Raw genomic sequence first — 26,443 nt, forward strand, 5'->3', positions numbered from 1 at the left:
CGATATGGCATACGGCATGTATGCGAAATGACTACTGCAGCAAACACTGCACCTCGGCGCGAATCTGCTCGGCGTACAGATAGATGCCGTTCAAGTTATCGATGGGATATCGCTCGCACTTCTTGTTCTCGTCGAACAAGCCGATGTATTTTTGCTTGGTGTTGAAGAACAGCCGGGCAACCGGCTTGCGATTATTGTCATCCAAAAAGACGGCGCAATAACTCTTGGAGTCACGCATGGTGATGCGTTCCGGGTCGGCCTCACTGCACGCAATCGCCTTGATGATGCGATATGCGGCAATCTCCTCCTCCGTCGTGACAATCCCATCATCCGGTTCAGATTCGGCGGGCGCATTGTCGTCGGGGTTTTCATCGGATTCCGACTGTGCATCGCCGCCGGAACTGATTCTGATATCGTCCGCCCCCAATGCGGCCTTCAGACGATCGTTGACCTGGTCATTGAGATACCTCTTCAAGGCTTTTTTCACCAGTGGACGGAACTTCTCCATAATCGCCTGACGGAATGCTCCATCATAGACATGGCCGGCAAGGAGTTTGACAAAAATATGATTGACAGCCCCCAAGTACATGGCGGATGGTGATGAAACACAAAGGACCGGGACAGATGCGCGGCATCCGTTTCTGCATCATGAAGAGATTTTCTGCCTCACTGTACGTGAAAATGAGGCAGAAAACCCATGATGAGGCAGAAACGGAGCCATCGGCAATCACGAGTGTTTCACGTGAAACAACGACGGGATTCCATATCCCATACGTCTTAATCAGTCGTCGGCGCGGTAATCGGTCAGATTGAGATTGGTTGCCACACGGTTGGAGGCGAATGCGCCGACCGCGACCAGTGCATAGCACAGCGCGAGGCCGCCGAGGAAACTCAGCAGCGTAGCCGGCTGGGCCATCGCCAAGGCGAACAACGGCGCCATAAGCAGCATCGAACAGCCGCCGCCCACAATCACCACGACATTGAGCGGCGTGAGCACCTCGATGAATCTCGCACGGTTCAGGGTCTTCACATCCGTGCCTTCCAGCACGAGCATACGGTATTCGTTCACCTGATCGTAGACGCTGCCGGCCTGCATCACACCTGAGCTGACAGCCGCAAGCACGGCGGCGAACACCAGCGTCAGCAGTCCGCCGGTGCCGATGTCGCGCAGAAACATGGTCGACGGATCGTTCGGACTGCCGGCCGACGCAGCCGAGCCGAGGAAGCCGCAGATCGACGTGATGCCGGCGATGAACACGGCCAGCGCGATGCCGGAGACATTACGCCAGGCACGCTTGGGATTGTCAAGGATGCGACGCATGGCAATCATGGTCGCAGCATCCTTGGGACGGCGGACCTTGGACTTGGCGCGGGCCGTGACCACCCACGACCCGATGAGGTTGAACAGCGCGAAGCAAAGCAGCACAAACCCAATCACCACGGCGTAAAGCATCACCCCGCCTAGGCCGAAGCGTGCCAGCATGGCCGGGTTTTTGAATATGATCACGGCGACGAGCATTGCGAGGACGAACATCACCGCGCGTCGCGCGGACGGTAACGGGCCCGCCACACGACTGGTGACGCCCAATGGCGTGATGGCCACGCGGCGCAACGTCATCAGCGAGGAGACCAGCGCCAGCACGGCGACGCCCGCGACGGTGGCGGCAAGGACCGGAATCCCGACCCAGAGCTGTTCGAACGTGAACCGCTCATTCTGGAAGCGTAGCAGCATGATCAGCGGCATGAGCGCGCAGTAACCCAGCACACCGATGAACGAACCGACCAGGGCCTGGCCGGCGGCATCGAGCGCGGTGAGACGGACCACCTGACCGGTGGTGGCGCCGGCCAGTCGCAAGGCGGCGAGGCGCGCATCGCGTCGGGATGCTGCCAATCGGGCCGCGGAACCGGCGAGCGCCGCGAACGGCACGACGAGCAGCGTGCAGGCGAATCCGGCGAGCATCACGTATCCGGAGGCGTCCGATGCCGGATCGGTGGGGCTGTCGACCCGATGCCGCCAGACGTCCAACGTGCCGGGTTGGCACACCGTTTCATTGAGCATGCATCCGAATGTGTGGTCGGCGGAGGCACGCCACACGAAACCGTGCACGCCGCCGAGCACCGTGAGAAAGATGGCCGTGGCCGCGGCGAACGCGATGATGGCCAATGCCGAGGTGTGCCCGGACGTGCTCGACCGACCGGGCCGATGGAACAGACGCCAGAGTGCAAGCGTGCTCATCATGCGGCTCCCATCGGCTCGAACTCGACGTTCGCGTCGGGGCGGGATGCCGGCTGGCACAGTCGCCCATCCCGCATGGTCACGGTACGCGAGCAGAAGGCGGCCACGTTCGGGTCGTGGGTGACGACGACCACGGCCGCGCCGTTGTCGTGCGCGGCGGCCATGAGCATGCCCATGACCTCGCGGCCGGTGGCTTGGTCGAGCGCGCCGGTCGGCTCGTCGGCGAACACCACGGCGGGTTTCACGGCAAGCGCGCGGGCGATGGCGATGCGCTGCATCTGGCCACCGCTCATCTCGCCGGGCCGGTGCGTGGCGAGCGCCTTGAGACCCATGCGCTCGAGCCAGAGCATGGCCATGTCCGTTGCGGCGCGGTATGGCATGCCGTCAAGCATCATCGGCAGGGCGATGTTCTCCACCGCCGGCAGCTCGGGCAATAGCTGGCCGGATTGGAACACGAAGCCGAAGGCGTTGCGACGCAGCTTGGTGCGGTCGGCGTCACTCATGGTTCCAATGTCCACGCCACGGAACGTCACGGTTCCGGCGGTCGGACGGATGATGCCGGCGAGCGCATGAAGCAGCGTTGATTTGCCGGAGCCGGACGGTCCCATAACGGCCACCGTCTCGCCCTCCCCCAGTGCAAAGTCCACGTGATCCAGGGCGAGCATATGCCTGCCGATTGGGGTACCCGGAACGGATGTGGCGGTGTAGTCCATCACGAGATCGTGCGCTCCGAGTATCGGCGACCACTGGTTCGACTGCCGGAGTCGGGGCTGCACCGACTGGGCCGCCGGTGCGGGGCACGGGGATTGCTGTGTCATTGTCATTGCGTTCATGGTTCCGAGGCTAGGGGTTTGATGTCCGGTCCTCCATCGGTCTGCGGGATGAACCATCCGCACTCCGGCCGCATACATCATCCTTCCGATCGATGCCGGGCGATGCGAATGGCCACTATTGTGCCGTATGGCCGTCGCTACGTGGGGCAACGGGAATCGGAGAATGAAGGAGAACAAGAAAGACCCATGGGATACATCGCATATTTCAGCCGGCCGTTCATGCTGGCGGTCGTGCTGTGGCCGTTCGTGTCGGCGGTGCTTACGGTGCCGGTGCTCGCGCTGCTGTACCACGGATACAACCGCATCCGTTTTTCGCAGGCGCTCGTCGCGTATAGCACGGTGCTGTATGCCATCGGTCTGCTTTGTTTCACGCTGTATCCGATGCCGGAGGATGCTGCCGCCTACTGCGCCGCGCATCATCTCACCCCGCAACTCAACCCATTGCAGTTCATCGGCGACATCCGCACCGACGGCTTGTCCGCAATCATGCAGATTGCGCTGAACGTCGTGTTCTTTCTGCCGCTTGGCTTCATCATGGGCCGCGTGTTCCGTTGGCCGATCGCCGTGGCGCTGCCGGTCGGCTTCGCGACGAGTCTGATGATAGAGACGCTGCAGCTGACGGGATTTCTCGGCTTCTACCCGTGCTCGTATCGGCTGTTCGACGTGGATGACCTGATGACGAACACGTTGGGCGCGATGCTCGGCTATGCCGCGGCCGGACTGTTCGACCGTCTCGTGCCGCCGCGCTCGCACGATCTGACGACGGTGACGCGCCCGGGGTTCCTGCGTCGCTGCATCACGTACATCATCGATCTGACGGTCGTCATAGCCGCTGCGATGCCGGTGACCGCGCTGGCCACGATTATCTACGACATAACGGTGGTGCACGATATCACGACGTGGCATGCGATTCCGCCCGTCGGCCACGTGTTCGGCAATGAGGTGGCGTTCTCCGACGTGGTGATGCTGGTCTCGCTGCTCATCTTCGAACTGCTGATGCCGTGGCTGCGTGGCGGGAGCACGCTCGGTGGCTGGTTCACGCACATGACGTGCGAGACGAGGCCGCGTTCCGGCTGGCGGCGCGTGCTGTTCTACGCGGCACGGACGGCGGTGTTCGTAATCGTCGTGTTCGCACTGCTGATTCCGCAGTCCGTCACGTTCATACTCGCATTACTCGTGTTCTACTGTGTGAAGAAGCAGATGCCCTACGATCTGCTGCCGGCGGATGATGCGCCGCTCGATAGAGTCGGAATCACCGAATAGTCGAGCATCAAGGCGGGCATGGTCGAGACGGCACGCTGTCCGCGTGAAACAGAACGGGCGGGATGTTTCACGTGAAACATCCCGCCCGGTTCATCACATCACCATGGCGTCACACCCAGCCGTCGGAGCCGGGCTTCTTCGAGCCCTCCTCCCCCAGCAACGCGACGATGCGGTTGAAGTCCTCCTCCGAGGCGAAGCTGATTTCGATACGGCCCCGCTTGGCGGTGCCCTTGATGGCGACCTTAGTGTCGAACCGGTTCTCCAGCGTATGCAGCGCCGGGGAATTCGCCCAGATGTCGGGCTTTTTCGCACGCTTCTTCTTGTCACTGCGCTTCGACGACGCCAGAGAGACAATCTCCTCGGTGGCACGGACGGAAAGCCCTTCGGCGATGATCCTGTCCGCGAGCTTCTCCATCTCCTCGGGAGTGGAGAGGCTGAGCAGCGCACGGGCATGACCCGCGCTCAGCACGCCGGCCGACACCTTCTTCTGCACACCGGACGGCAGTTGCAGCAGACGCAGCGTATTGGCAATCTGCGGACGGGACTTCGACACCGACTTGGACAGCTGCTCCTGGGTCAGTCCGAATTCGTTGAGCATCTGCTGATAGGCGGCGGCCTCTTCGAGCGGATTCAGCGCCACACGATGCAGGTTCTCCAGCAGGGCGTCACGCAGCATGTCGTCATCGGCGGTCGTCTTGACGATGGCCGGAATGACGTCCAGCCCGGCACGGCGCGTGGCGCGCCAACGACGTTCGCCCATGATGAGCTCGTAGTGCACCAGTTTGCCGGTCTCCTCGGAACGCTGGGTGCGCTTGCGCACGACGATGGGCTGGAGCACGCCGACTTCCTTGATGGAACGCGAGAGCTCATCCAGCTCCTCCTCGCTGAACACGTGGCGGGGCTGGTGGTCGTTCGGCACGATGTCGTCGATGTCGAGCTCGGCGAGGTAGCCACCGGCCACCGGTCGCATTTCGGTGTCGCTGGCGTCGTCGGCGTCGGCAGCGCCATGCGACGGCTCCGAGGCGGCGTCCTTCTTCTCCGGAGTGGAGTCGTCATGCACCGGTTCCGGCCGTACGCCGGTAGGGGCGGTGAAGTCCGCGGCCGAATGCACCGACGCCGATGCGGGCACGGTGCCGGCGGCCGAAGAGTCCTCTCCCCCGAAGAACATGTCGCTCGGATGCAGCGAATCGGTCAGCGACGGCATGCTCGGACGTTTGCTCTTGCTGCGCGTCGTCTTCGCATGCGGCGTCTGTCGGACCGGACCGTCGGACTGCTCTTCGCCAGCGTTTTTCTTCCGCTCGGCATTGGCCTTGGAGACCGCGAATGCGGTTCCAGTCTCGACCGTCGACGTATTCGCCCGCGGACGAATCCGACGCTCGGCCGACGAATCGTTCGCATTGGCCGCAGGCGCGGTCTCCTTCTTCTCCTCGTTCTCCCCGGGCAGTGTAGGGAACAGGGCACCAAGCCCCTTGCCCAAACGACGTGAACGCGTTGCCATAATCAGTCCCCACTCTTCTGCGCCGCGATGGTCTTCAACACATGCTCGGAACGTCTGGCTATCTCCAACGCCGCCTCGCGATACGAAATCGCACCGGCACCGCTCGGATCGTAGGCGATGGCGGTCTTGCCAAAGCTCGGGGCCTCGGCGATCTTGACCGAGCGCGGAATCGTGGTGTCGAGCACGATGTCGGGATAGTGCTTCTTCACCTCATCGTATACATCCTGGCTGAGGATGGTACGGCGGTCGAACATCGTGACCAGCATGGTGGAGATGATGAGATGCTTGTTCAACGTCTGCTGCACCAGTCCGATGGTCTTCATGAGCTGGCCAAGGCCTTCAAGCGCATAGTATTCGGCCTGGATGGGAATCATCACCTCGTGCGCCGCGCACAGCGCGTTCAGCACGATGAGGCCGAGGCTGGGGGCGCAGTCGATGAACACGTAGTCGTAGTGCTCCCCCGTCTCCTTCAGATAGTCGGCGATGCTGTCGCGCAGCAGCATCGTACGGTCCTCGATGTTGGCGATCTCCAGTTCGGCGCCGCTCAGGTCGATGGTGGACGGGATGACGTCGAGATTCGGGAAGTCCTCACATGTACGGCGGACCTCGCCGATGGTCATGCGCCCTTCGAGCACGTCGTACACGGACGGGCTGCCGGAGGAATGTTCCACGTTGAATGCGGTCGAGGCATTGCCCTGGGGATCCATGTCGATGACCAACACATGCGCGCCGGCCTCGGCGAGCGCGGCGGAGATGTTCACCACCGTCGTCGTCTTGCCCACGCCGCCCTTCTGATTCGCCACGGCGATAACGCGCATAGTGGAGGGCTTAGGATAGGTCTCTTCTTCGAGATGTTGACGACGCTCGGTCAGTTCAACTATCTGAGCTCCCAATCCAGAAGACGACCCGAATATGCGGTTGAGTACCTCGGATGCGGACTCAATGATATCGCCACGACCATTTTTCGATGATGTTTCACGTGAAACATTGGCCATGGTTCACCTTTCTTCTGTGTTGTAACTAGAAGTCTATTTTCACCCTTGCACAAGGGTAATGCAAGCTCCCACGCCATTGTGGACGAATGTGAACAAGTGTGGATAACCTTGTGGATAAGTTATCCACAATCCTCATCTCTCGGGTTTTCCACAATCGTCCTTCTTTTGTAAAACGTTGGAATTCCAACGTTTTACAGATGCATCATTATGCCTGCCACATCACCGAAAGTTATCCACAATCAATCCACACCCTATGTGGATAACTTACAAAACGCCATATCTAGTGATGGCCGTAACCATCATCCCCATATCTAGTAACAGCGCCCTGGATTGTCGATTTTTTCACGTGAAACATCCGTCGTCCCCGCTGGTCTCCGACACGAAATCGATGGCAGGCAGGGACGATTCGGGGGGCTGGACGCCGTCCATGCACGACGTCACCGGGTACGCGCTTGTACGTGCGCTATTTCCTGTCGACCAGCACGACGTGGGTGGATTCGAGGCCGGGAGCCACGGGTGCCTCGACCACACGCGGATTGACGCCCTTGGCACGCAGGATGAGCTTCATGCCCTTGTCGACCTCCGTCTGCGCACTCCTGCCCTTCAACGCCACGAGCCGACCACCGGAATGCAGCAACGGCATGGTGAATCCGGCGAGCTTGCGCATCGGCGCGACGGCGCGGCACGTGACCACGTCGAATCCGTCTCCGGGCCTGGGTGCGTCTTCGGCGCGGGCGTGCACGATCGTCACGTTCTTCAGCCCGAGCTCGAAGACGACCTCGCTCAGCCAATCCACGCGACGCTCCATCGGTTCGATGAGCGAGACCTTCGTCTGCGGCAGGCACGCGGCCACGATGATGCCGGGGAACCCGCCGCCGCTGCCGACGTCGGCTATACGGCCGGTCGCGGCCAACCTGTCCTCCATACCAGTGCCGGGTGCGCCCAGCGCATCAAGGATGAACGGGATCACGGCCGCCGAATTGAGGATGTGACGCTCCCAAAGGATGTCCACGTCGCGGGGCCCGATGAGGCCACGCGGCTCCCCCTCCTTCTCGAGTTTGTCATGGAACTTCTCCAACGCCTCCGCGGCCGGGCCGAGTACCTCGGCGATAAGCGGCGATCCTGCGAGCTGATCAGTCATTGCATACCTCAATCCTCTGTCAATCACGTCAATGATAGCGAAACGGCCACAAGAATCCGAAAGTTGGCAAAATCGTTCATAAGGAAGGGGTTTTCGGTCTCCTCACGTATGTCATAGACCCACAAACCTCGTAATGAACGATTTGACCTGCAACTATTGAATAGGTTGGACCCACAAAACCCTATTACGAGTTGGGAGACCCACAAAAACCGAACTCATAGGCCCACGGACTGCCGTTATGGTCCGGCAGACCCACGAAATTCAAGTCGAGCATGCGTTGCGCGACCCGGCGGACCCACAAACCCGATTCAGTAGTCCCACGGACGACCAATAGACCCATAAACCCGATTCAACAGACCCACGAAACCGACCTGGTAGGCCCACGGAACCAGTGAGATATGGGTGGGGCCAGTCCCATCGGACTGGCCCCTGCGAAGCGTGATATCACTCCTCGGCGAACTCGCCGTCGTCCTCCGTCTCGGCGTCCGAATCCTCGGCGACGGCCTTGGCCTTGCGGTAGACGGTGACGTAGCGGTGCGGCTCCTCGCCGTGGGAACGGGACTTCAGTCCCTCCTCGCGGACGACGTCATGCACGATCTTGCGTTCGAACGAGTTCATCGGATCCAGCGACACCGGCTCGCCGGTCTCGCGCACCTCGTCGATGGCGTCCAGCGCCATGTTGCGCAGACGCTGGCGCTTGCGCTTGAGGAATCCACCGACGTCGACGATGAGATGCGAACGCTCGCCGGTCTTCTGCTGCACGGCCAGGCGCGTCAGCTGCTGCAGGGCGTCCACGACCTCGCCGTTACGGCCGATGAGGTGCTTGATGTCGGTATCGTCGTCGGCCACGATCTGCACGACCGGACGGTTGTTACGTACACCCATTTCGATATCGCCCTCGTAGTCGGCGATGTCCAACAGACCCTCGAGATAGTCGGCCGCGATATCAGCTTCCTCATTGAGCTGATCGATCGTCCTCTCATCCGCTTGAGACATTGAAACTCCTTACAAATCGCGCAATACCGACCAGTGTAATCGCACCGGTCCCGCAACACCACACCGAACACGCGCCGGGACGTGGAAAAGTACGTAGTCCGGCGGGTCATGTACGGCGGCGGGACCGCGGGAATCCCCCGGAACGTATCCGGAGGACCCATCGCGGAACCGTCGCCGTTCCGGCGAGGAACGGGAACGACGCGACGTCGGCGTGTTCCACGTGGAACGTCAGCGCTTCTTCCTGCTCTTGTTCTTCCTGCGGTTGGGCTGCTGACGCTGGTGGCCCTTCTCGGCACGCTCGGCCTCGGCGGCCTTGGCCTTGGCGAGGGCCTCCTCCTCGACGCTCGGCAGTCCCTTGCGCTTGCGCCGCTCCTCCTCGCGCTTGCGCACGCGGCGGGCGCGGGTCTCGGCGGCCGGGGAGCCCGGCGTGGGCATGTGCTCGACCTGCCAGATGGTACGGATGAGGTTGCACACGTTGTTGGTGAGCCAGTACACGAGCACGCCGAACGGGAACGTGGCACCGGAGAAGATGTACATCAGCGGGAAGATGAACATCATCGAACGCTGCATGTTGTACTGCTGCCCGTGCATGGACTCGCGCGGCAGGTTGCGGCGCAGGTTGTAGTACTGCTGCAGGAACATGAGGCCGCACATGAGCGCGATGAAGACGCCGATGGTGATGCGGGCGCTGGAGCCGGACGTGGAGAACATGCTGGCGAGCGACACGTTGAACACGTGCGTGGCCTCGAAGTCCTTGGCCACCTCGACGGTGAACGCACCGTACGGGGCCTTGACGCCGCGGGCCACGTAGCTCACGGACGAGAGCACGTAGAACATGGTCATGAAGATCGGCGACTGGATGAGCAGCGGCAGGCAGGAGCCGGCCGGGTTGGCGCCCATGTCCTGGTAGAGCTTCATGGTCTCGCGCTGCTGCGCCTCACGGCTGGCGGGATCGTTCTTGCCCTTGTACTTGGCCTGGATGTGCTGCAGCTTGGGCTGGAGCGCCTGCATCTTCTGCATGGACTTCATCTGCCGCACGAAGATCGGCAGGATGCACAGGTGCACGAAAATCACGAGCAGCACGATGGACATCCACCATGCGGCGCCCGGGCCGTCCTTGAAGCCAAGGAACGTCAGCGCCTTGTGGAAGATGACCAGCAGATGGGTCATCAGCCACTCGATGGGGTACAGGATCTTATAGAAGAACGCGAAGAAACTGGCGTTGTCCAGATAGAACACGTTCTGATTCAACGGTGTCACGGATTTGCCTCCTTACATGTTCGACGGAGCGGAAGGAACGGAGGCATCACTGTGATCACTACGATTGCTAAGCTCCGTTGATGTCTCCTCGTAGTTCAGTGGCGTCAGTCGAGGCTCCTCATGGGCCTTGGACCACGAAAAACGATAGAACAGGGAAAATTGTTGGGGAACGTCGTCTATTCCCCCGACGCTCCAAGGGCGACAACGCAGCAGCCTGAGCGCGGCGAGCATGCCGCCGCGGAACGCCCCGAAACGGGAGACCGCGGTCACGGCATAATGCGAGCAGGAAGGATAGTATTTGCAGCACGGGCCGAACAACGGCGATATTCTGCGCTGATACCAGCGTATCGCCCCGACCATGGCCCCGGCCACGATGCTCATGGCCTGACCCCGTCCTCCGGCCGGACGCCCCGGCCCGGTCGCCCCTCGGACGCCGCGGTCTTCGCCACCCGGTGCGCCACACGCGCGAACAGCGTCTCCACCTGCCGGTCGAGCGAAGCGAACTCCGCCCCTGCGGTGGACGGCTTGGCGCGCATGACCACGTCGCATGAGTCCGGCAGCAGCGATTCGTGCTGCCGGGCCAATACGCGGAAGCGGCGCTTGACGGCGTTCCTGGTCACCGCGTTACCCACCGCTTTGGATACGGCCAGCCCGAGGCGCCGCCCCGATCCAAGATCGGAGACGCCCGCCCTGCGGGTCCCTGCGCCATCGCCCGCCTCCCGGCCGCGAACATGAAAATGGACCACAAGATCCTTGCTGGATACTTTGGCCCTGGTTTTCAATACGCCGACGAAGTCGCGGTGGCTTTTCAGCCGTTCCATTCAGTAACCGGTGATTCTCTGGTCTGCGGTCTACCGACTAGCTAACGTTGCGTTGCCGTCGTGGAATCTCAGGCGGAAAGAACCTTGCGGCCCTTGTTGCGACGGCGGTTGATGAGCGCGCGGCCGGAACGGGTGCGCATGCGGGCACGGAATCCGTGCTTCATGTGACGACGACGGTTGTTAGGCTGGAATGTCCTCTTCATAATATTTGCTCCCGGTGTTTTTGGCCGTGCTAAAGCGCGGCTCCTCATGAGTCAAGCTGTTCTAGAGTACACGGCTCCCTGTACGTAGTCAAACCCGCCGGCAACCCTGCGGTCATGGAACATTCACAAAGTTGTTCACGTTATCCACATTTATCCACAATGCCGAATGTGGATAACTTGGGTGGTTCGTCCAAATCGCTGAAATTCCGGCGATTTTCACAGATAAGTTATCCACAAACGGCACCCGTGTTATCCACAAACTACAGCGTTGTTATTCACAATCCAGTGTTTTCAACACGCGAGCTTGTGGATAACTTGTTTTGAAGGGCGTATAAAAGTGTATCTGAATCAGCACCGACAGGAAGGAGCAGCAATGGCCCGGAACGACGCCACGTCATCTGCCGAGGATGCGTCCCGTATCTGGACCACGGCATGCAGCAGCCTGCGTCATGACGACAGCCTCAGCGCGCGTGACATCAGCTGCATCGAGGATATTACCCCCGTCGGTGTATTCGATTCCATGATCGTGCTCAACGCGTCGAACGAGTTCACGCGCAAGACCGTGGAAAGCAAGGACGTCATCCTGGAGGCGCTGCAGGCGGCCAACGGCGGAGTCCCGCTCACCCCGCTCATCAAGATCGACGCCCCGCGCAAGCCCCAGGATTCCCCCGCCCGGAGGAAGCCCCGGCAGGACGCCGATGAACGGCCGTCCGAAGGCCGCGACCGTCGCGACGACGGCACCGGCAGGACCGACACGGCACCGCGGAAACCCGCCGGCGCCGCGAAACCTGCCGGCGCCGAGCAGTCGCCGGCGCGTCCGAAGCCGAAGCCCCGACCGCGGCCCCGCGGATTCGGCAACCCGCCGTACGGCGGCAAGTTCGTGCAGCAGAAGCTGGACGACTTCGCCGACGTACCCGTCACCGGGGCGGCCGGCGAGCGCGCCATCCCGATCCCGGGCGTGCCGGTGGGCGGCCAGAAGGTGGCCCGTGACGAGGAGACGCATCTCAACCGCAACGCCACGTTCTCGACGTTCGTGCCCGGCGATTCCAACCGCTTCGTACGCACCGTGGCCATGACCGTGGCCGAGGCGCCGGGACGCTCGTTCAACCCGCTGTGTGTGTACGGCGGCTCCGGCCTGGGCAAGACCCATCTGCTCAACGCCATCGGCAACTATGCACTGAGCGAGAACTCCGCGCTGAAGGTGCGGTACGTGAATTCCGAGGAGTTCACCAACGAGTTCATCGAATCGCTGCAGAACGAGGCGCAGTCGAACAGCCTGATGGCCGAGTTCAACCGCCGCTACCGCGAGGTCGACGTGCTGCTCATCGACGACATCCAGTTCCTGGGCGGCAAGGAGGCGACGCTCGAGCAGTTCTTCCACACGTTCAATACGCTGCATGATGCCAACAAGCAGATCGTCATCGCATCCGACGTGGCGCCCAAGAAGCTCAAGGGCTTCGAGGAGCGCCTGATCTCGAGGTTCGAGTCGGGCCTGTCGGTCGAGGTCAAGCCGCCGAACGTGGAGACGCGAATCGCCATCCTGCGGATGAAGGCGCAGATCACCAACCTCGAGGTGGACGACGACGTGCTCGGTCTCATCGCCGAGCAGGTCACGGACAACGTGCGCGAGCTGGAGGGCGCGCTCACGCGCGTGAGCGCCATGGCGAGCCTCAACCACCAGCCGATCACGAGGATGCTGGCCGAGCAGACGCTGCAGGACTTCTTCACCACCGAGGTGGAGATCAAGCCGACCGACATCATCACCCAGGTGGCCGCCTACTTCCAGCTGTCGTTCGACGACCTCGTCGGCCCGTGGCGCGCGAAGAACGTGGCGCTGGCCCGGCAGATCGCCATGTACATGACGCGCGAGCTCACCAGCCTGTCGCTGGTCGACATCGGCGAGATCTTCGGAGGCAGGGACCATTCCACGGTCATGCACGCCTATAAGAAGATCCAGGCCGGCATGGCGCAGAAACGCGAGGTGTACAACTACGTCAACGAGCTGACCGGGCGTATCAAACGCCATTCCAATCCGGGGGCATAAAACGATTTAAGGGTGCGCGCTCTCGTTGGATGGGAAAGCGCTTTGGATGCAGGAAAGCGCGGAGGAATACTCGTCGTAGGGTTGTTCTCTTGGCCGTGACGTACCGTTTCCGGGGGAAGAGTGCCGTTTCCGTGGAGGCCAATTCCGTGGGCGTTGATGTCCGCAGGGGCCGGCCGGCGCATTGTCGTCGATTGCGGGAGATGGGTTATCCACACTACGTGCGGGATTGGGGATTTCAACACGCCGGAGGCGCAATTTTTTTGTGCAAAGTTATCCACATAGTTATCCACTTCATCGGCGAAAGCCCGTGGATAACCACTGCTTTTGCTGTGGAAAACCGGCGGATAAGCCGTGGAAAAATCGGTCGAAAATGTTGAAAAATTAGGCATTTACCGCAAGCGTGGAAAACCGGGTAAGTTATCCACAGGCCATCCCAAAGTTATCCACAGTAAAGGCAATGTGGAAAACCGCGGAGGCGCAACGAATCCGCGACTTATCCACATTATCCACAGCGCTTATTATGACGATTACTTGGTTATATACTTCAGATGACAATCATCACAATGAATCCCCATGCACAACTCTGGGGATAGTTATCACCTGACCTGTGAACACCACATACAATGAAGTCAGATTCCATCACACCCAACGAAAACATTAAGGGACAACAGCAATGAAGGCAGAAATCGACTCCGCAGCGCTTGCCGATGCCGTGGCATGGACGTCACGCGTCATCCCCGCTCGCCCTACGACGCCCATTCTCTCCGGTGTAAAACTGGAGGCCATCGACGGAACGCTGCAGCTTTCCGCATTCGACTACGAGGTCTCCGCCCGACATCACATCGAGGCCGGCATCGACGAACCGGGAACCGCGGTCGTCCTTGGCAAGCTTCTGGCCGACATCGCCAAGAGCCTGCCGGGAGAGAAGGCCTACCTGAGCACCGAGGGCTCCAAGCTGCTCATCACCTCCGGCAAGTCGTCGTTCTCGCTGCAGCTCATGCCCGAGACCGCATACCCGGATCTGCCGATCGTGCCGGCGAAGCTCGGCCAGGTCGACGCCGACACGTTCGCCCATGCCATCGGCCAGGCCTCGGTGGCGGTCTCCCGCGAGGAGAGCCGCCCGGTGCTGACCGGCGTGAAGATGCAGTTCTCCGGCGACAAGGTCGTCATGACGGCGACCGACCGTTTCCGTCTCTCCCGTGCCAGCTTCACATGGACGCCGCAGAACCCGGAGCTTGAGACCGTGGCGCTCGTCCGCGGCGCGCTGCTCAAGGATGTGGCCCGCTCGCTGAACACCAGCCAGAACGTCGTGCTCGACTTCGACACCGAAAAGCCCGTGCTCATGGGCTTCGAGAACGCCGGCCGTACGTCGACCGCGCAGCTCATCGACGGCGAATTCCCGGCGGTCGACCGCCTGTTCGCCGACGAGTACCCGATTCATGCGGTGCTTGACAAGCAGCGTCTCCTCGATTCGATTCGCCGAGTCGCGCTGGTCGCCGAACGCAACGCCCCGATTCGCATGGTGTTCTCCGGTGACGAGGTGGTGCTCTCCGCCGGTGCCGCCGACGAATCCCAGGCCACCGAGTCGCTGCCTGTCGACATGGACGGCGACGACATCACCGTGGCGTTCAATCCGAACTACCTCATCGAGGGCCTGTCCGCGATCGCCGAACCGTATGTGCGCATGAAGATGACGACCGCCGTGAAGGCCGTGGAATTCAACGGCCAGCAGGAGGCCGACTCCGAGGAATCGCTCGACTACCGCTACCTGCTCGTGCCGATGCGGTTCACCGACTGACGTCGGCAAACCCCTCGTGGGGGTGTGAGGGGTTTACCGGTCGGGAGTCCTTTCCGCCGGTGGACCCCGCCCCATCAAAAATGGTACGCATACCATTTTCTTATGCATAGCATTGCATAGTTATACAGAGTGAAGGTGCATATCCATCATGTTCGTCTCCCGATTGGCGCTGGATGACTTCCGGTCGTGGCATCGCCTCGTCGTCGACTTCAGCCCCGGCCTGAACGTGCTGTTCGGCGCGAACGGGCTGGGCAAGACGAACATCGTGGAGGCCGTCGAGGTGCTGTCCACCGGCTCCAGCCATCGCGTGACCTCCTCCATGCCCCTCGTCCTGGCGGGACGTCCCAAGGCGACCATCCGCGCCAACGTGGAGGACGACGGCGCGACCACGCTGTTCGAGGTGTCGATTCCCGTGCGGGGGGCGAACCGCGCGCGCATCGACTCGGGGAAGTCGCTGTACATGCGCGACGTGGTGGGCAAGGTCCCCTCCGTGACCTTCTCCCCCGAGGACCAGCGTCTCGTCTCGGCCGACCCTGCCGGCAGAAGGACGTTCCTCAACCAGGCGGCAAGCCAGCTCATGCCGGACTACTACGATGCGCTGCAGCGGTTCAACCAGACCGCCCGGCAACGCTCCGCGCTGCTGCGCCAGCTCAGCCAGCGGCAGACGGCCGGCGAGCCGGTCGACGCCGCGCTGAGCGGCCTGGAGATATGGACCGGGCAGTTCATCGAAACCGGCATCGCGCTTACGCGGATGCGGCGGCACGTCGTCGAACGGCTGAACGGCCCCTTCTCCCGCATCTACGGCGAACTGGCCGGCGAGGGCCAGCACGCCAGACTGACGTACGCGCCGTCGTTCGACGAGGTGCTGCACGCCGGCGGAGACCCCTCCGACGCCTCGGACGCCGATGCGGGGGATTCGGACGGTATCGACGCCGACGTCGATATGCAGGTCCATGCGGCGATCAGCCGTCATTTCCAGCGCATCTACCCCGGCGAGGTGGCTCGGGCGCAGAACCTCATCGGACCGCACCGCGATGACGTGATTTTTGAACTCAACGGGATGGCGGCACGCGACTATGCGTCCAACGGCGAGATGTGGACGCTCGCGCTGGCGCTGAAGATGGCGCTGTTCGAACTGCTCCGGGACGTCCGTGGAGACGAGCCGCTGCTCATCCTCGACGATGTGTTCGCCCAGCTCGATGAATCCCGACGGCGGCAGATCGTCGACTTCGCACGCCGGCAGGGCCAGGTGCTCATCACCATGGCCGCCGCCACTGACATGCCTGACGGCCTCGACGCCCACCGCATCGACGTGGGGGCGCTCAGGGACGGGATCGGCGGGGACGGCCCCGATGACGGCTCCATCGCCATCGATGGACAGATGGCGGCGCTGGTGGCGGCCACGGCCGGAAAGAGGAACACATGAGCGGCGCCGGCCGGGGGCGCGCCCCCATAGCCCAGACGCTGAACCTCGACCCGCGCAGACTCGAATCCACCGTGTTCGAACGGTACACCAACCGTGCCGCCGGCATCGCCAAACGCCGGGAGCGCTCGCGGCAGGCGTGGCTGAACTTCGGCAAGCCCGGCCGCGACCCCAGCCCGTTCGGCGCCGTGGTCGCCGGCATCGCCGAGGAAGGCAACTGGAAGCCCCACCTCATGATCGCGCAGCTCGGTCGGCACTGGGACCAGGTCGTCGGCACCGGCATCGCGCAGCATTCCCGTGTGGCGTCGTACCGTGACGGCGTGCTCACCATCCGCGCCGAATCGACGATCTGGGCCACCCAGCTGACCTACATGATCCCGCAGATGCAGCGAAAGATCGCCGAACGGCTGCCCGGCATGCCGCTCGACCGCATCATCGTGACCGGGCCCCGCTCCGGCACGTTCAAGCACGGCGCGAACGACCGCGCCACCGGCCAGTGGCGGCCAAGAGGACGCTACTGACTCCGGACCGTCGTGTTGGACGTGTTGGAAGCATCCCCTTTTGTCATCCTGAGCGAAGGACGAAGTCCGAAGTCGAAGGATCTTCCAACCGGCGTCAGAAAAAGACCCTTCGACTCGCTACGCTTGCTCAGGATGACGGGTGGGTTGTTGCGTTCTTCGCTCAGGATGACGGGAAAGGCCTTCGCTCCTCCGTTGGGATGACGGCGGCCTCCCCACGACGCATATGCGGCAGGTATTGCGTAGAATGCCTCAGGACGGCATAATGTCCCTGTTGGCTAGTACCCTTTAGTCAGCATAAAAAGCGCGCGGAAGGCCCCATATTTCGAGATTTTGGGCATGGCACCTTGGAAAAAAGCCTTGCAAGACGTCTGAAACGTCGGTTTGCGCCTCCGCGACGCCAGGGCTAGTTGGAAAGGACAGTTGGTGACAGACCAGACCCAGAATCCGCCCGAATCCATATCACCTGAAAATCAGAACGACGGTTCCTCGAACGACGACCGGCTTGAGGACGCCCAGCTCGACGATTCGCTTGCACCGAAGCACTACGACGCCAGCGACCTCAAGGTGCTCGAAGGACTCGAGGCCGTGCGCATCCGCCCGGGCATGTACATCGGATCGACCGGCCCGCGCGGCCTGCACCATCTCGTGTACGAGATCGTCGACAACTCCGTCGACGAGGCGCTCGCCGGCTACGCGTCGCATATCGAGGTGACGATCCTGCCCGACAACGGCATCCGCGTGGTCGACGACGGCCGAGGCATCCCCGTCGACATCGTGCCGGGCGAGGGCATCTCCGGCGTCGAGACCGTGATGACCAAGCTGCACGCCGGCGGCAAGTTCGGCGGCGGCGGATACGCGGTCTCCGGCGGCCTGCACGGCGTGGGCATCTCCGTGGTGAACGCCCTCTCCACCCGCGTGGACGTGGAGGTGCGCCGTCAGGGATTCCACTGGACGCAGACCTACATCGACCAGAAGCCGCAGAGCCGACTCAAGCAGGGCGAGCCGATGGGCGCCGACGAGCACACCGGCACCTCCGTGACGTTCTGGGCCGACCCGGCGATCTTCGAGACCACCGAATACGACTTCGAGACGCTGCGCTCGCGCTTCCAGCAGATGGCGTTCCTCAACAAGGGCCTGAAGATCTCGCTCACCGACCTGCGCCACGTGGACGAGGCCGGCGACGAGGTGGCCGGCGACGACGCGAACGCCGCCGAGACCCAGCACCAGACCGTGACCTACCAGTACGTCAACGGCATCCGCGACTACGTGGAGTATCTGGTGAAGGCCAAGAAGGCCGCGCCCGTGGTCGACGACATCATCGACATCGAGGCCGAGGACCTCAAGCTCGGCATCTCCGCCGAGATCGCCATGCAGTGGACGGGCGCGTACTCCGAATCCGTGCACACGTTCGCCAACACCATCTCCACCACCGAAGGCGGCACCCACGAGGAGGGCTTCCGCGCGGCGCTCACCGGCCTGGTGAACCGCTACGCCCGCGAGAAGAACATCCTCAAGGACAAGGACGAGAACCTCTCCGGCGACGACGTGCGCGAAGGCCTGACCGCCGTCATCTCCGTGAAGCTCACTACCCCGCAGTTCGAGGGCCAGACGAAGACCAAGCTCGGCAACTCCGAGGCCAAGACCTTCGTGCAGCGCGTGATGACCGAGAAGCTGACCGACTGGTTCGGCGAGCATCCGAAGGAAGCCAAGCTCATCGTGCAGAAGGGCATCGAGGCCTCCCGAGCCCGCATCGCCGCCAAGAAGGCACGTGAATCCACGCGACGCAAGTCCATCTTCGAGACGGCCGGCATGCCCGACAAGCTCAAGGACTGCCAGTCGAGCAACCCCGAGGAGTGCGAGCTGTTCATCGTCGAGGGCGATTCCGCAGGCGGCTCCGCCATCCAGGGCCGCAACCCGGAGACGCAGGCCATCCTGCCGCTCAGGGGCAAGATCCTCAACACCGAGCGTGCGAGCATCGACCGCATCATGAAGTCCGACACCATCGAGTCGCTGATCACCGCGGTCGGCGGCGGCTACGGCGAGGACTTCGACATCTCCAAGGTGCGCTACCACAAGGTCATCATCATGGCCGACGCCGATGTGGACGGCGCCCACATCGCCACGCTGAACCTCACGCTGTTCTTCCGCTACATGCGGCCGATGATCACCGCCGGCTACGTGTACGTGGCCATGCCGCCGCTCTACCGACTCAAGTGGACGCGCGGCGACCACGACTACGTGTACACCGACGCCGAACGCGACGCCAAGCTCGCCGAGGGCAAGGCCGCCGGCCGTCAGCTGCCCAAGGGCGAAGGCATCCAGCGCTACAAGGGTCTGGGCGAGATGACCTACCAGGAGCTGTGGGAGACGACCATGGACCCCGAGCACCGCATCCTCAAGCAGATCCACATCGAGGACGCGGCCGCCGCCGACGAGACGTTCTCCATGCTGATGGGCGACGACGTCGAACCCCGACGCCTCTTCATCCAGCGCAACGCCAAAGACGTCCGCTTTATTGATGCGTAACCCCTTCCGGCTCCCCTCGCTGAGGGGAGCTGTCAGCGAAGCTGACTGAGGGGAGGGCCCCCGTCAAGGAGCCGAAAAATCGAATCAGTCGAAGGCTGATTCGACGGATTCGGTGGCCTGACGGCCACGATCTCTCCCTCCGTCACGCTGCGCGTGCCACCTCCCTCGTCAGAGGGAGGTCCTGGACCTAACCAATACAAAAAGGAAAACCAAGTGGCAGACGAAACCAACAGCGGCAACGAGGCTGAGCAGAACGACGAGCGTGCCGAACGCTCGATGGAGCCCACCAGCCCGCAGGCCGGCGAGAAACTCGTGCTGGACGAGAACCGCGTGCAGCACACCGACATCCAGCAGGAAATGCGTCAGTCCTACCTCGACTACGCCATCTCCGTCATCGTGGAGCGAGCCCTGCCGGACGTGCGCGACGGCATGAAGCCGGTTCATCGCCGCATCGTGTACGCGATGTACGACGGCGGCTACCGCCCCGACCGCGGCTACTCCAAGTGCGCCCGACCGGTCGCCGACGTGATGGGCAACTACCATCCGCACGGCGACGCCGCCATCTACGATTCGCTCGTGCGCATGGCCCAGCCGTGGTCCATGCGATACACCCTGGTCGACGGCCAAGGCAACTTCGGCTCGGCCGGTGACGATCCGCCCGCCGCCATGCGTTACACGGAGTGCCGCATGATGCCGCTCGCCATGGAGATGGTGCGTGACATCGACAAGGACACCGTGGACTTCGTGCCCAACTACGACGGCCGCACGCAGGAGCCGACCGTGCTGCCCGCACGCTTCCCGAACCTGCTGGCGAACGGTTCCTCCGGCATCGCCGTCGGCATGGCCACGAACATCCCGCCGCACAACATGCGCGAGCTGGGCGAAGGCGTGCACTGGGCGCTCGACCATCCGGACGCGAGCCGTGAGGAGCTGCTCAACGCGCTCATCGGCATCATCAAGGGACCGGACTTCCCCACCGGCGCCACCATCCTCGGCCACAAGGGCATCGAGCAGGCGTACCGCACCGGCCGCGGTCTCATCACCATGCGCGCCGTGGTGAACACCGAGGAGATCAAGGGCCGCATGTGCCTCGTGGTCACCGAGCTGCCGTACCAGGTGAACCCGGACCGTCTGGCCGCGTCCATCCGCGAGGGCGTGCGCGACGGCAAGATCCAGGGCATCGCCGACATGCGCGACGAGACCTCGGGCCGCACCGGCCAGCGTCTCGTGCTCGTACTCAAGCGCGACGCCGTGCCGAAGGTCGTGCTCAACAACCTGTACAAGCACTCCCAGCTGCAGCAGACGTTCGGCGCGAACATGCTCGCGCTCGTCGACGGCGTGCCGCGCACGCTTTCGCTCGACGCGTTCATCCGCCACTGGGTGAACCACCAGCTCGAAGTCATCGAACGCCGCACCCGCTACCTCAAGCGCGAGGCCGAGGAACGCGACCACATCCTGCAGGGCTACCTGAAGGCGCTCGACATGATCGAGGAGGTCATCGCCCTCATCCGCCGCTCCCCCACCGTGGAAGCCGCCCGCAGCGGACTCATGGACCTGCTGGACGTGGACCAGGTGCAGGCCGACGCCATCCTGGCCATGCAGCTGCGTCGTCTCGCGGCCCTCGAACGCCAGAAGATCCTCGACGAGCACAACGAGCTCATGCGCAAGATCGCCGACTACGAGGACATCCTCGCCAAGCCGGAACGCCAGCGCCAGATCGTCGGCGACGAACTCGACGAGATCATCGACAAGTACGGCGACGACCGTCGCACGAAGATCCTGCCGTTCAGCGGCGAGGTCAACATGGAGGATCTCATCGCCGAGGAGAACGTGGTCGTCACCGTCACGCACTCCGGCTACATCAAGCGCACCAAGGCCGACGAATACCGCGCCCAGCACCGCGGAGGCAAGGGCATCAAGGGCGCACGCCTGCGTGAGAACGACGTGGTGGACCACTTCTTCCTCACCAGCACGCACAACTGGCTGCTGTTCTTCACCAACAAGGGCCGCGTGTACCGTCTCAAGGGCTATGAGCTGCCGGAAGGCTCGCGCGACTCCAAGGGCCAGCATGTGGCGAACCTGCTGCAGCTCGCCCCCGAGGAGAAGATCCAGCAGGTGCTCTCCATCCCGAACTACGAGGTCGCCGACTACCTCGTGCTCGCCACCAAGAGCGGTAAGGTCAAGAAGACGAAGCTCGCCGAATACGATTCCCCGCGCCAGGGCGGCCTCATCGCCGTGCGTCTCATGGAATCCGAGGACGGCACGAGCGACGAGCTCGTGGGCGCCGCACTGTGCAACGCCGACGACGACATCATCCTCGTCTCCCGCAAGGGCATGAGCCTCAAGTTCGCCGCCAACGACGAGCAGCTGCGACCGATGGGCCGCCAGACCGCCGGCGTGCAGGGCATGAAGTTCCGCGACGGCGACGAACTGCTCGCCATGGACGTGGTCCCCGAACAGTCTGAGGACGACCTGCTCGTCGTCACCGACGAAGGCTTCGCCAAGCGCACCGCCATCAGCGAATACCGTCTGCAGGGCCGTAACGGCTACGGCGTCAAGGCCGTGCAGCTGGCCGAGGGGCGTGGCTCGCTCGTCGGCGCCCTCGTGGTGAACGAGGAGGACCAGGTCATGGCCATCATGAAGTCCGGCAAGGTCATCCGCTCCGACGTGTCCGAGGTCAAGCGCACCGGACGCACCACGCAGGGCGTCACGCTCGCCAAGCCCGACAAGGGCGACGAGATCCTCTCCATCGCACGCAACGCGGAGAAGGACGACGACGAGGACCAGACCGCCGAGGGCAACGATGGCGAAACCGTGGAAACGCCGTCCGCACAGGCCCCCACGTCCGAAAATGCTGGTAACCTCAGTGCAGCAGAAGACAGCGCTGAATGAGATCTGAAGGAGATTCGATGAGCGAACAGTCCAAGCCACAGCCTCGCGAGGCGCGTACGTCCCGCTCCGCTGCGTCCAACCAGTTGATTTCCGAGGAAAATCTCAAGCAGCGCGACGAGGCCGTCCCCGCCTCGTACAAGCCGAACAACGGCCGTGGCGGCAAGCAGCCGGGCGAACGCAAGTCCAGCATCCCGCGCGCACGCCGCATGAAGCTGTCGCTGACCAAGATCGATCCGTGGTCGGTCACCAAGGTGTCGTTCCTGCTGGCCATCGCCCTCGGCATCATCCAGGTCGTCGCCATGGCCGCCGTCTGGGCGTTGCTCAACTCCATCGGCCTGTTCGACAACATCACGCAGATCGTGTCGACCACCGGCCTGGACAGCAGCGGCCTCGACGTCGCTGGGTTCCTCAGCCTCAGCAAGGTGCTCAGCGTGACCACGATCTTCTCCATCTTCGAGGTCGTGCTCATCACCGTGCTCGCCACCATCGGCGCGTTCATCTACAACCTCGTCAGCGCCCTCGTCGGCGGCATTCATCTGACGCTCGGCGACGACTGACAGAACGATTCGCTAACCAAGGCGCTCCTTCGGGAGCGCCTTTTTCGTTCCTGTTTGTCGTATCCCATACAACGGATGGGAACCGAATCACCGTGTGGATTCCTTTCCGTTGAGAGGCCGTGACGGATAGGAACCGTGGGCGCTGTTTCGTTCCCGTTCGTCGTATGGGATGCGACGGATGAGAACCGAGTCGTCGCGTGGATTCCTTTTCGTCGAACATCGTTCCGGCCACGATCAAAACGCAACAAACCACGGACCTGTGTTGATGCACAAACGCGGGTTCGGCGATTATCGTTGAGGTCGGGAGGCTGCCATGACAGGAACATCAGACGCACACATCGACGAACCTGCGGATGCGTCGACCGCTGCCACGTCCACCGGCAATATCGCGTCCACCGGCACCGCCACGCCGACCGCCGCCGATGCCGCCGCACCATCCAACGCGAACACGACGTCCGGCACCGTCGCCGACGTCACAGCGGACAGCGGTTCCGGCGGCGACGACGCGAGCCACACCCCCGAATCCTCCGCCCTCCCCGAATCACTCGATTCCGAATGGCGCCCCGACACCATCATCCCCGGCTACCAGCAGCGCACGCTGCATCTTGGCGAGGATGACGAAGGCGAACTCACCGCCACATTCATACGTAAGGATCCGACCACGCTGACGTGGCGGCATCGTATCGCCCGATGGAAGCACGCCACGGTGCGTCATACGCCCCTCGCCATCCTCTACGTGCACGGCTGGAACGACTTCTTCTACCGCAGGCACGTCTCCGAATTCTGGGAGTCGCTGGGAGTCGTGTTCTACGCCGTCGACCTGCGCAAATACGGACGTTCGTTTCACGACGGACAAACCGCGGGATTCATCGACGACCTGCATGAGTACTTCACGGAACTCAACGCATTGCGCGACGTCATCGTCGACGAACTCGGCGACGACGTTCGCATCCTCGTGCTTGCGCACTCGTTCGGCGGACTGACGTCGTCGCTGTGGCTCGCCAACGAGCATCCGCACCATGTGACCGCATTGGCGCTGAACTCGCCGTGGCTGGAACTGCAGGGCAACCGCATCACCCGCATCATGACCACGCCCGTGGTCAAGGGCTTCGGGCTGGCCGGCGCAAAAAACGTCATCCCCATCCGCGACCCAGGCTTCTACGGACGCACGCTCTGGGCCGACCAGGACGGCGAATGGGACTACAACACCCGATACCCGTGGCCGAAGGCCGAGTTCTTCACGCGTGCCGGCTGGTTCGACGCCGTCTACCGTGCGCAGGACGAGGTCTCCCGCGGGCTCGACATCACCGTGCCCGTGCTGGTGTGCACATCCGACAAGTCGATGATCCTCGGCAAATGGGACGAGGCCATGCACGAGGCCGACACCGTGCTCGACGTGACGGCGATCCGACAGAACGCGCTCAATCTCGGCGATTTCGTGTCGCTGGCACGCATCCGCGGCGGTCTGCATGACCTGTCGATGTCCGCAAGCGTGGCACGGTGGCGGTATTTCGCCACGGTGGCCGCGTGGGCGAACCAGTACGCGTGGAGCGGTGAATCCCCGCATCGGCCGCTGCGCCCCGCCGCCATCGCCCGCGCGCTCGACGTGGTGGCGCAGGTGCGCGGCGGGGTGTGACCGGAGACCACGGAATCGGTTGCGCCGGACGGCCGGGATACCGGTCGCGATGACGCTGACTGGTCGCATCCGCCGCGCAAATATGGCAACACCTGGCAACGAAACCGTGTCAGGTCGGGGACGGGCGATACCACTGACCGTGTGCGCAATCGCACATGAGGAAAGAGGTTATGCGCTTGTTCGGCGAAGGTGCCGAATTTCGGTCACGGTTGACGAACGACGCATGAAATATCAGGAAAGGGAATCGCTCCATGATTCAGCTTGTATGGGTACTGGTCGGCATCTGCCTGCTGGTGATCCTGAATCTGAAATTCAAGATGCATAACATGCTGTCGTTGCTGCTGGTGGGTCTGTTCATCGCACTCACCGCCGGCATCCCGATTGACAAGATCATCACGGCGGTGGAGACCGGCGTCGGCGGCATCTTCGGCAAACTGGCCATCATCATCCTGTTCGGCGCCATCATCGGCAAGATCATGACCGACACCGGCGCCAGCCAGCGCATCGCCGATACCGTCATCGACAAGTGCGGCACCAAGTTCCTGCCGGTCGGACTGATGTTCATCGGCGTGATCTTCGGCATCGCCATGTTCTACGAGGTCGCCTTCCTGATTTCCGTCCCGCTCGTGCTCGCCGTGGCCAAGAAGGCCAAGGTGCCGTACATGAAGCTCGTCATCCCGATCGTCGTCGGCTGCACCATGGGCCATTCGCTCTTCCCGCCGCAGCCCGGCCCGGTCGCGCTGGTCGCCGCTTTCGACGCCGACATCTCCAAGGTGTACATCTACGGCATCCTCGCCATCATCCCCGCGCTGCTGTGCGCCGGTCTGCTGCTGCCGAAGTTCCTGCCCGGCATCAAGGAGATCCCGCTGAACTCCATGCTCAAGCCTGCGCCCACCATGCCCGAGGATCAGCTGCCGTCGTTCGCCGCCTCCATCTCCATCCCGCTCACCCCGGCCGTGGTGATGATTGCCTCGTCGGTCATCAAGGAGTTCTTCGGCGAGAAGACCACCGTGTACAAGGTGTTCGGCTTCATCGGCTCCGCCGAGATCTCGATGCTGCTCGCCCTCTTCGCCGCGTTCTTCCTGCTCATGCACAGCAAGGGCCAGACCGTCGCCGACCTCACCCACAAGATGGAGGAGGCCATCGGCCAGGTGGGCAATGTGCTGATTGTGATCTGCTCCGGTGGCATCATCAAGGAGGTCATCATCGAGTCCGGCGCCGCCGACCACATCGTGCAGCTGGTCTCCTCCATCCCGGTCTCGCCGTTCATCATCGCGTGGATCATCACCGCCATCATTCGTGTACTCACCGGTCAGGGCGCCGTGGCGGCCATCACCGCAGCCGGCATGGTCGCGCCGCTGGTCACCCAGTTCGGTCTCGACCCGGCGTTGATGGTGATCTGCGTGGCCTGCGGTTCGAACACCATCACGCTGATGTACGACGGCGGTTTCCTGCTGTTCAAGGAGACGTTCGGCATTTCGATGAAGGACACGTTCAAGACCTGGGGTCTGCTGGAGCTCATCAACTCCGTGGTCGGTCTGCTCGCCGTGCTGGTCATCGACCTGTTCGTCTGATCGTCATGATTCCCGCATGACCGCATGCGGCTGATGTCAGGGGCCTCGATTCCGCGTGCGCGGGTCGAGGCCCTTTTGCTGTGCGTTCGTTCGTTTCCTGGGTGAAAAAGAGCGAACTGTGAAACTGCCGGCAACGGAACTCGACAGGATCGACTCATGGTCCTATAGTCATATCCAACCGATATATCGGTTATATATAGTAACGAATCGCAATGATTCCGCTTTC

Annotated in this window: 21 protein-coding genes; 10 read left to right on the forward strand and 11 right to left on the reverse strand. The window is 62.6% G+C overall.

The genetic code is table 11. From position 1 onward, the window contains the following. Nucleotides 1-31 precede the first annotated feature (31 nt). The 3 genes from KIH77_RS07960 to KIH77_RS07970 form a co-directional block, all read right to left on the reverse strand. A complete protein-coding gene (locus KIH77_RS07960) occupies nucleotides 32-583 on the reverse strand; it encodes a hypothetical protein (RefSeq protein ID WP_236024573.1) in 552 nt (183 codons plus the stop codon). A gap of 198 nt (nucleotides 584-781) precedes the next feature. Then, nucleotides 782-2,236: an FtsX-like permease family protein gene (locus tag KIH77_RS07965; RefSeq protein ID WP_219100761.1), complete on the reverse strand. Its 1,455-nt coding sequence runs from the start codon at nucleotides 2,234-2,236 to the stop codon at nucleotides 782-784. Further along, nucleotides 2,236-3,054, reverse strand: a complete 819-nt coding sequence (locus KIH77_RS07970) for an ABC transporter ATP-binding protein (RefSeq protein WP_219100763.1) — start codon at nucleotides 3,052-3,054, stop codon at nucleotides 2,236-2,238. Before KIH77_RS07970 ends, KIH77_RS07965 begins: the two co-directional genes overlap by 1 nt. Before the next feature lie 201 nt (nucleotides 3,055-3,255). Between KIH77_RS07970 and KIH77_RS07975 the strand changes: the two genes are divergently transcribed. Next, a complete protein-coding gene (locus KIH77_RS07975; protein WP_219100765.1) occupies nucleotides 3,256-4,332 on the forward strand; it encodes a VanZ family protein in 1,077 nt (358 codons plus the stop codon). A 109-nt stretch (nucleotides 4,333-4,441) separates the two neighbouring features. Here the strand turns inward: KIH77_RS07975 and KIH77_RS07980 are convergent, their stop codons facing one another. The 8 genes from KIH77_RS07980 to rpmH form a co-directional block, all read right to left on the reverse strand. Next, entirely contained in the window at nucleotides 4,442-5,830 is a 1,389-nt protein-coding gene (locus KIH77_RS07980) for a ParB/RepB/Spo0J family partition protein (protein WP_219100766.1), read from the reverse strand. A 2-nt stretch (nucleotides 5,831-5,832) separates the two neighbouring features. After that, nucleotides 5,833-6,825, reverse strand: coding sequence for a ParA family protein (locus KIH77_RS07985; protein ID WP_219100768.1), 993 nt, complete (start codon nucleotides 6,823-6,825; stop codon nucleotides 5,833-5,835). A gap of 463 nt (nucleotides 6,826-7,288) precedes the next feature. Then, complete coding sequence (gene rsmG / locus KIH77_RS07990; protein ID WP_219100770.1) at nucleotides 7,289-7,966, reverse strand: 16S rRNA (guanine(527)-N(7))-methyltransferase RsmG; 678 nt, start codon at nucleotides 7,964-7,966, stop codon at nucleotides 7,289-7,291. A 444-nt stretch (nucleotides 7,967-8,410) separates the two neighbouring features. Continuing rightward, a complete protein-coding gene (locus KIH77_RS07995; protein WP_219100772.1) occupies nucleotides 8,411-8,962 on the reverse strand; it encodes a Jag family protein in 552 nt (183 codons plus the stop codon). A 228-nt stretch (nucleotides 8,963-9,190) separates the two neighbouring features. Then, nucleotides 9,191-10,213, reverse strand: a complete 1,023-nt coding sequence (gene yidC, locus KIH77_RS08000; RefSeq protein ID WP_219100874.1) for a membrane protein insertase YidC — start codon at nucleotides 10,211-10,213, stop codon at nucleotides 9,191-9,193. Nucleotides 10,214-10,234: 21 nt separating this feature from the next. Next, a complete protein-coding gene (gene yidD, locus KIH77_RS08005) occupies nucleotides 10,235-10,582 on the reverse strand; it encodes a membrane protein insertion efficiency factor YidD (RefSeq protein ID WP_219100876.1) in 348 nt (115 codons plus the stop codon). Nucleotides 10,583-10,599: 17 nt separating this feature from the next. Beyond that, nucleotides 10,600-11,043 carry a ribonuclease P protein component gene (gene rnpA, locus KIH77_RS08010; RefSeq protein WP_219100774.1) on the reverse strand — a complete coding sequence of 148 codons (444 nt, stop codon included), beginning with the start codon at nucleotides 11,041-11,043 and terminating at the stop codon, nucleotides 10,600-10,602. Nucleotides 11,044-11,111: 68 nt separating this feature from the next. Then, nucleotides 11,112-11,246: a 50S ribosomal protein L34 gene (rpmH, locus tag KIH77_RS08015; protein WP_219100776.1), complete on the reverse strand. Its 135-nt coding sequence runs from the start codon at nucleotides 11,244-11,246 to the stop codon at nucleotides 11,112-11,114. 373 nt (nucleotides 11,247-11,619) lie between these two features. Between rpmH and dnaA the strand changes: the two genes are divergently transcribed. The 9 genes from dnaA (at nucleotide 11,620) to KIH77_RS08060 (ending at nucleotide 26,217) form a co-directional block, all read left to right on the forward strand. Continuing rightward, the gene (gene dnaA / locus KIH77_RS08020; RefSeq protein ID WP_219100778.1) at nucleotides 11,620-13,290 is read left to right on the forward strand and encodes a chromosomal replication initiator protein DnaA; all 1,671 of its coding nucleotides are present in this window, start codon (nucleotides 11,620-11,622) and stop codon (nucleotides 13,288-13,290) included. Nucleotides 13,291-13,963: 673 nt separating this feature from the next. After that, nucleotides 13,964-15,088, forward strand: a complete 1,125-nt coding sequence (dnaN, locus tag KIH77_RS08025) for a DNA polymerase III subunit beta (RefSeq protein ID WP_219100780.1) — start codon at nucleotides 13,964-13,966, stop codon at nucleotides 15,086-15,088. 148 nt (nucleotides 15,089-15,236) lie between these two features. After that, nucleotides 15,237-16,514 carry a DNA replication/repair protein RecF gene (gene recF / locus KIH77_RS08030; protein ID WP_219100782.1) on the forward strand — a complete coding sequence of 426 codons (1,278 nt, stop codon included), beginning with the start codon at nucleotides 15,237-15,239 and terminating at the stop codon, nucleotides 16,512-16,514. Continuing rightward, on the forward strand, nucleotides 16,511-17,032 hold the full coding sequence (locus tag KIH77_RS08035) for a DciA family protein (protein ID WP_219100784.1): 522 nt from the start codon (nucleotides 16,511-16,513) through the stop codon (nucleotides 17,030-17,032). The genes recF and KIH77_RS08035 overlap by 4 nt, the downstream gene beginning before the upstream one ends. A 456-nt stretch (nucleotides 17,033-17,488) precedes the next feature. After that, nucleotides 17,489-19,558: a DNA topoisomerase (ATP-hydrolyzing) subunit B gene (gene gyrB / locus KIH77_RS08040; protein WP_219100878.1), complete on the forward strand. Its 2,070-nt coding sequence runs from the start codon at nucleotides 17,489-17,491 to the stop codon at nucleotides 19,556-19,558. 213 nt (nucleotides 19,559-19,771) lie between these two features. Further along, on the forward strand, nucleotides 19,772-22,450 hold the full coding sequence (gene gyrA, locus KIH77_RS08045) for a DNA gyrase subunit A (RefSeq protein WP_219100786.1): 2,679 nt from the start codon (nucleotides 19,772-19,774) through the stop codon (nucleotides 22,448-22,450). A gap of 17 nt (nucleotides 22,451-22,467) precedes the next feature. Next, nucleotides 22,468-23,007, forward strand: coding sequence for a DUF3566 domain-containing protein (locus KIH77_RS08050; RefSeq protein ID WP_219100788.1), 540 nt, complete (start codon nucleotides 22,468-22,470; stop codon nucleotides 23,005-23,007). Nucleotides 23,008-23,320: 313 nt separating this feature from the next. Beyond that, nucleotides 23,321-24,643 carry an alpha/beta hydrolase gene (locus tag KIH77_RS08055; RefSeq protein WP_219100790.1) on the forward strand — a complete coding sequence of 441 codons (1,323 nt, stop codon included), beginning with the start codon at nucleotides 23,321-23,323 and terminating at the stop codon, nucleotides 24,641-24,643. Between the two features lie 251 nt (nucleotides 24,644-24,894). Beyond that, entirely contained in the window at nucleotides 24,895-26,217 is a 1,323-nt protein-coding gene (locus KIH77_RS08060; protein WP_219100792.1) for a gluconate:H+ symporter, read from the forward strand. Nucleotides 26,218-26,443 lie beyond the last annotated feature (226 nt).

It is taken from the genome of Bifidobacterium pluvialisilvae (genome assembly GCF_019331695.1).
GTDB lineage: Bacteria > Actinomycetota > Actinomycetes > Actinomycetales > Bifidobacteriaceae > Galliscardovia > Galliscardovia pluvialisilvae.

What these genes read in the sequence shown, in the direction of transcription:
- KIH77_RS07965 (WP_219100761.1), bottom strand. Translation starts at nt 2,236, where the DNA reads ATGAGCACGCTTGCACTCTGGCGTCTGTTCCATCGGCCCGGTCGGTCG.
- KIH77_RS07970 (WP_219100763.1), bottom strand. Translation starts at nt 3,054, where the DNA reads ATGACACAGCAATCCCCGTGCCCCGCACCGGCGGCCCAGTCGGTGCAG.
- KIH77_RS07975 (WP_219100765.1), top strand. Translation starts at nt 3,256, where the DNA reads ATGGGATACATCGCATATTTCAGCCGGCCGTTCATGCTGGCGGTCGTG.
- KIH77_RS07980 (WP_219100766.1), bottom strand. Translation starts at nt 5,830, where the DNA reads ATGGCAACGCGTTCACGTCGTTTGGGCAAGGGGCTTGGTGCCCTGTTC.
- KIH77_RS07985 (WP_219100768.1), bottom strand. Translation starts at nt 6,825, where the DNA reads ATGGCCAATGTTTCACGTGAAACATCATCGAAAAATGGTCGTGGCGAT.
- rsmG (WP_219100770.1), bottom strand. Translation starts at nt 7,966, where the DNA reads ATGACTGATCAGCTCGCAGGATCGCCGCTTATCGCCGAGGTACTCGGC.
- KIH77_RS07995 (WP_219100772.1), bottom strand. Translation starts at nt 8,962, where the DNA reads ATGTCTCAAGCGGATGAGAGGACGATCGATCAGCTCAATGAGGAAGCT.
- yidD (WP_219100876.1), bottom strand. Translation starts at nt 10,582, where the DNA reads ATGGTCGGGGCGATACGCTGGTATCAGCGCAGAATATCGCCGTTGTTC.
- rnpA (WP_219100774.1), bottom strand. Translation starts at nt 11,043, where the DNA reads ATGGAACGGCTGAAAAGCCACCGCGACTTCGTCGGCGTATTGAAAACC.
- rpmH (WP_219100776.1), bottom strand. Translation starts at nt 11,246, where the DNA reads ATGAAGAGGACATTCCAGCCTAACAACCGTCGTCGTCACATGAAGCAC.
- dnaA (WP_219100778.1), top strand. Translation starts at nt 11,620, where the DNA reads ATGGCCCGGAACGACGCCACGTCATCTGCCGAGGATGCGTCCCGTATC.
- dnaN (WP_219100780.1), top strand. Translation starts at nt 13,964, where the DNA reads ATGAAGGCAGAAATCGACTCCGCAGCGCTTGCCGATGCCGTGGCATGG.
- recF (WP_219100782.1), top strand. Translation starts at nt 15,237, where the DNA reads ATGTTCGTCTCCCGATTGGCGCTGGATGACTTCCGGTCGTGGCATCGC.
- KIH77_RS08035 (WP_219100784.1), top strand. Translation starts at nt 16,511, where the DNA reads ATGAGCGGCGCCGGCCGGGGGCGCGCCCCCATAGCCCAGACGCTGAAC.
- KIH77_RS08050 (WP_219100788.1), top strand. Translation starts at nt 22,468, where the DNA reads ATGAGCGAACAGTCCAAGCCACAGCCTCGCGAGGCGCGTACGTCCCGC.
- KIH77_RS08055 (WP_219100790.1), top strand. Translation starts at nt 23,321, where the DNA reads ATGACAGGAACATCAGACGCACACATCGACGAACCTGCGGATGCGTCG.
- KIH77_RS08060 (WP_219100792.1), top strand. Translation starts at nt 24,895, where the DNA reads ATGATTCAGCTTGTATGGGTACTGGTCGGCATCTGCCTGCTGGTGATC.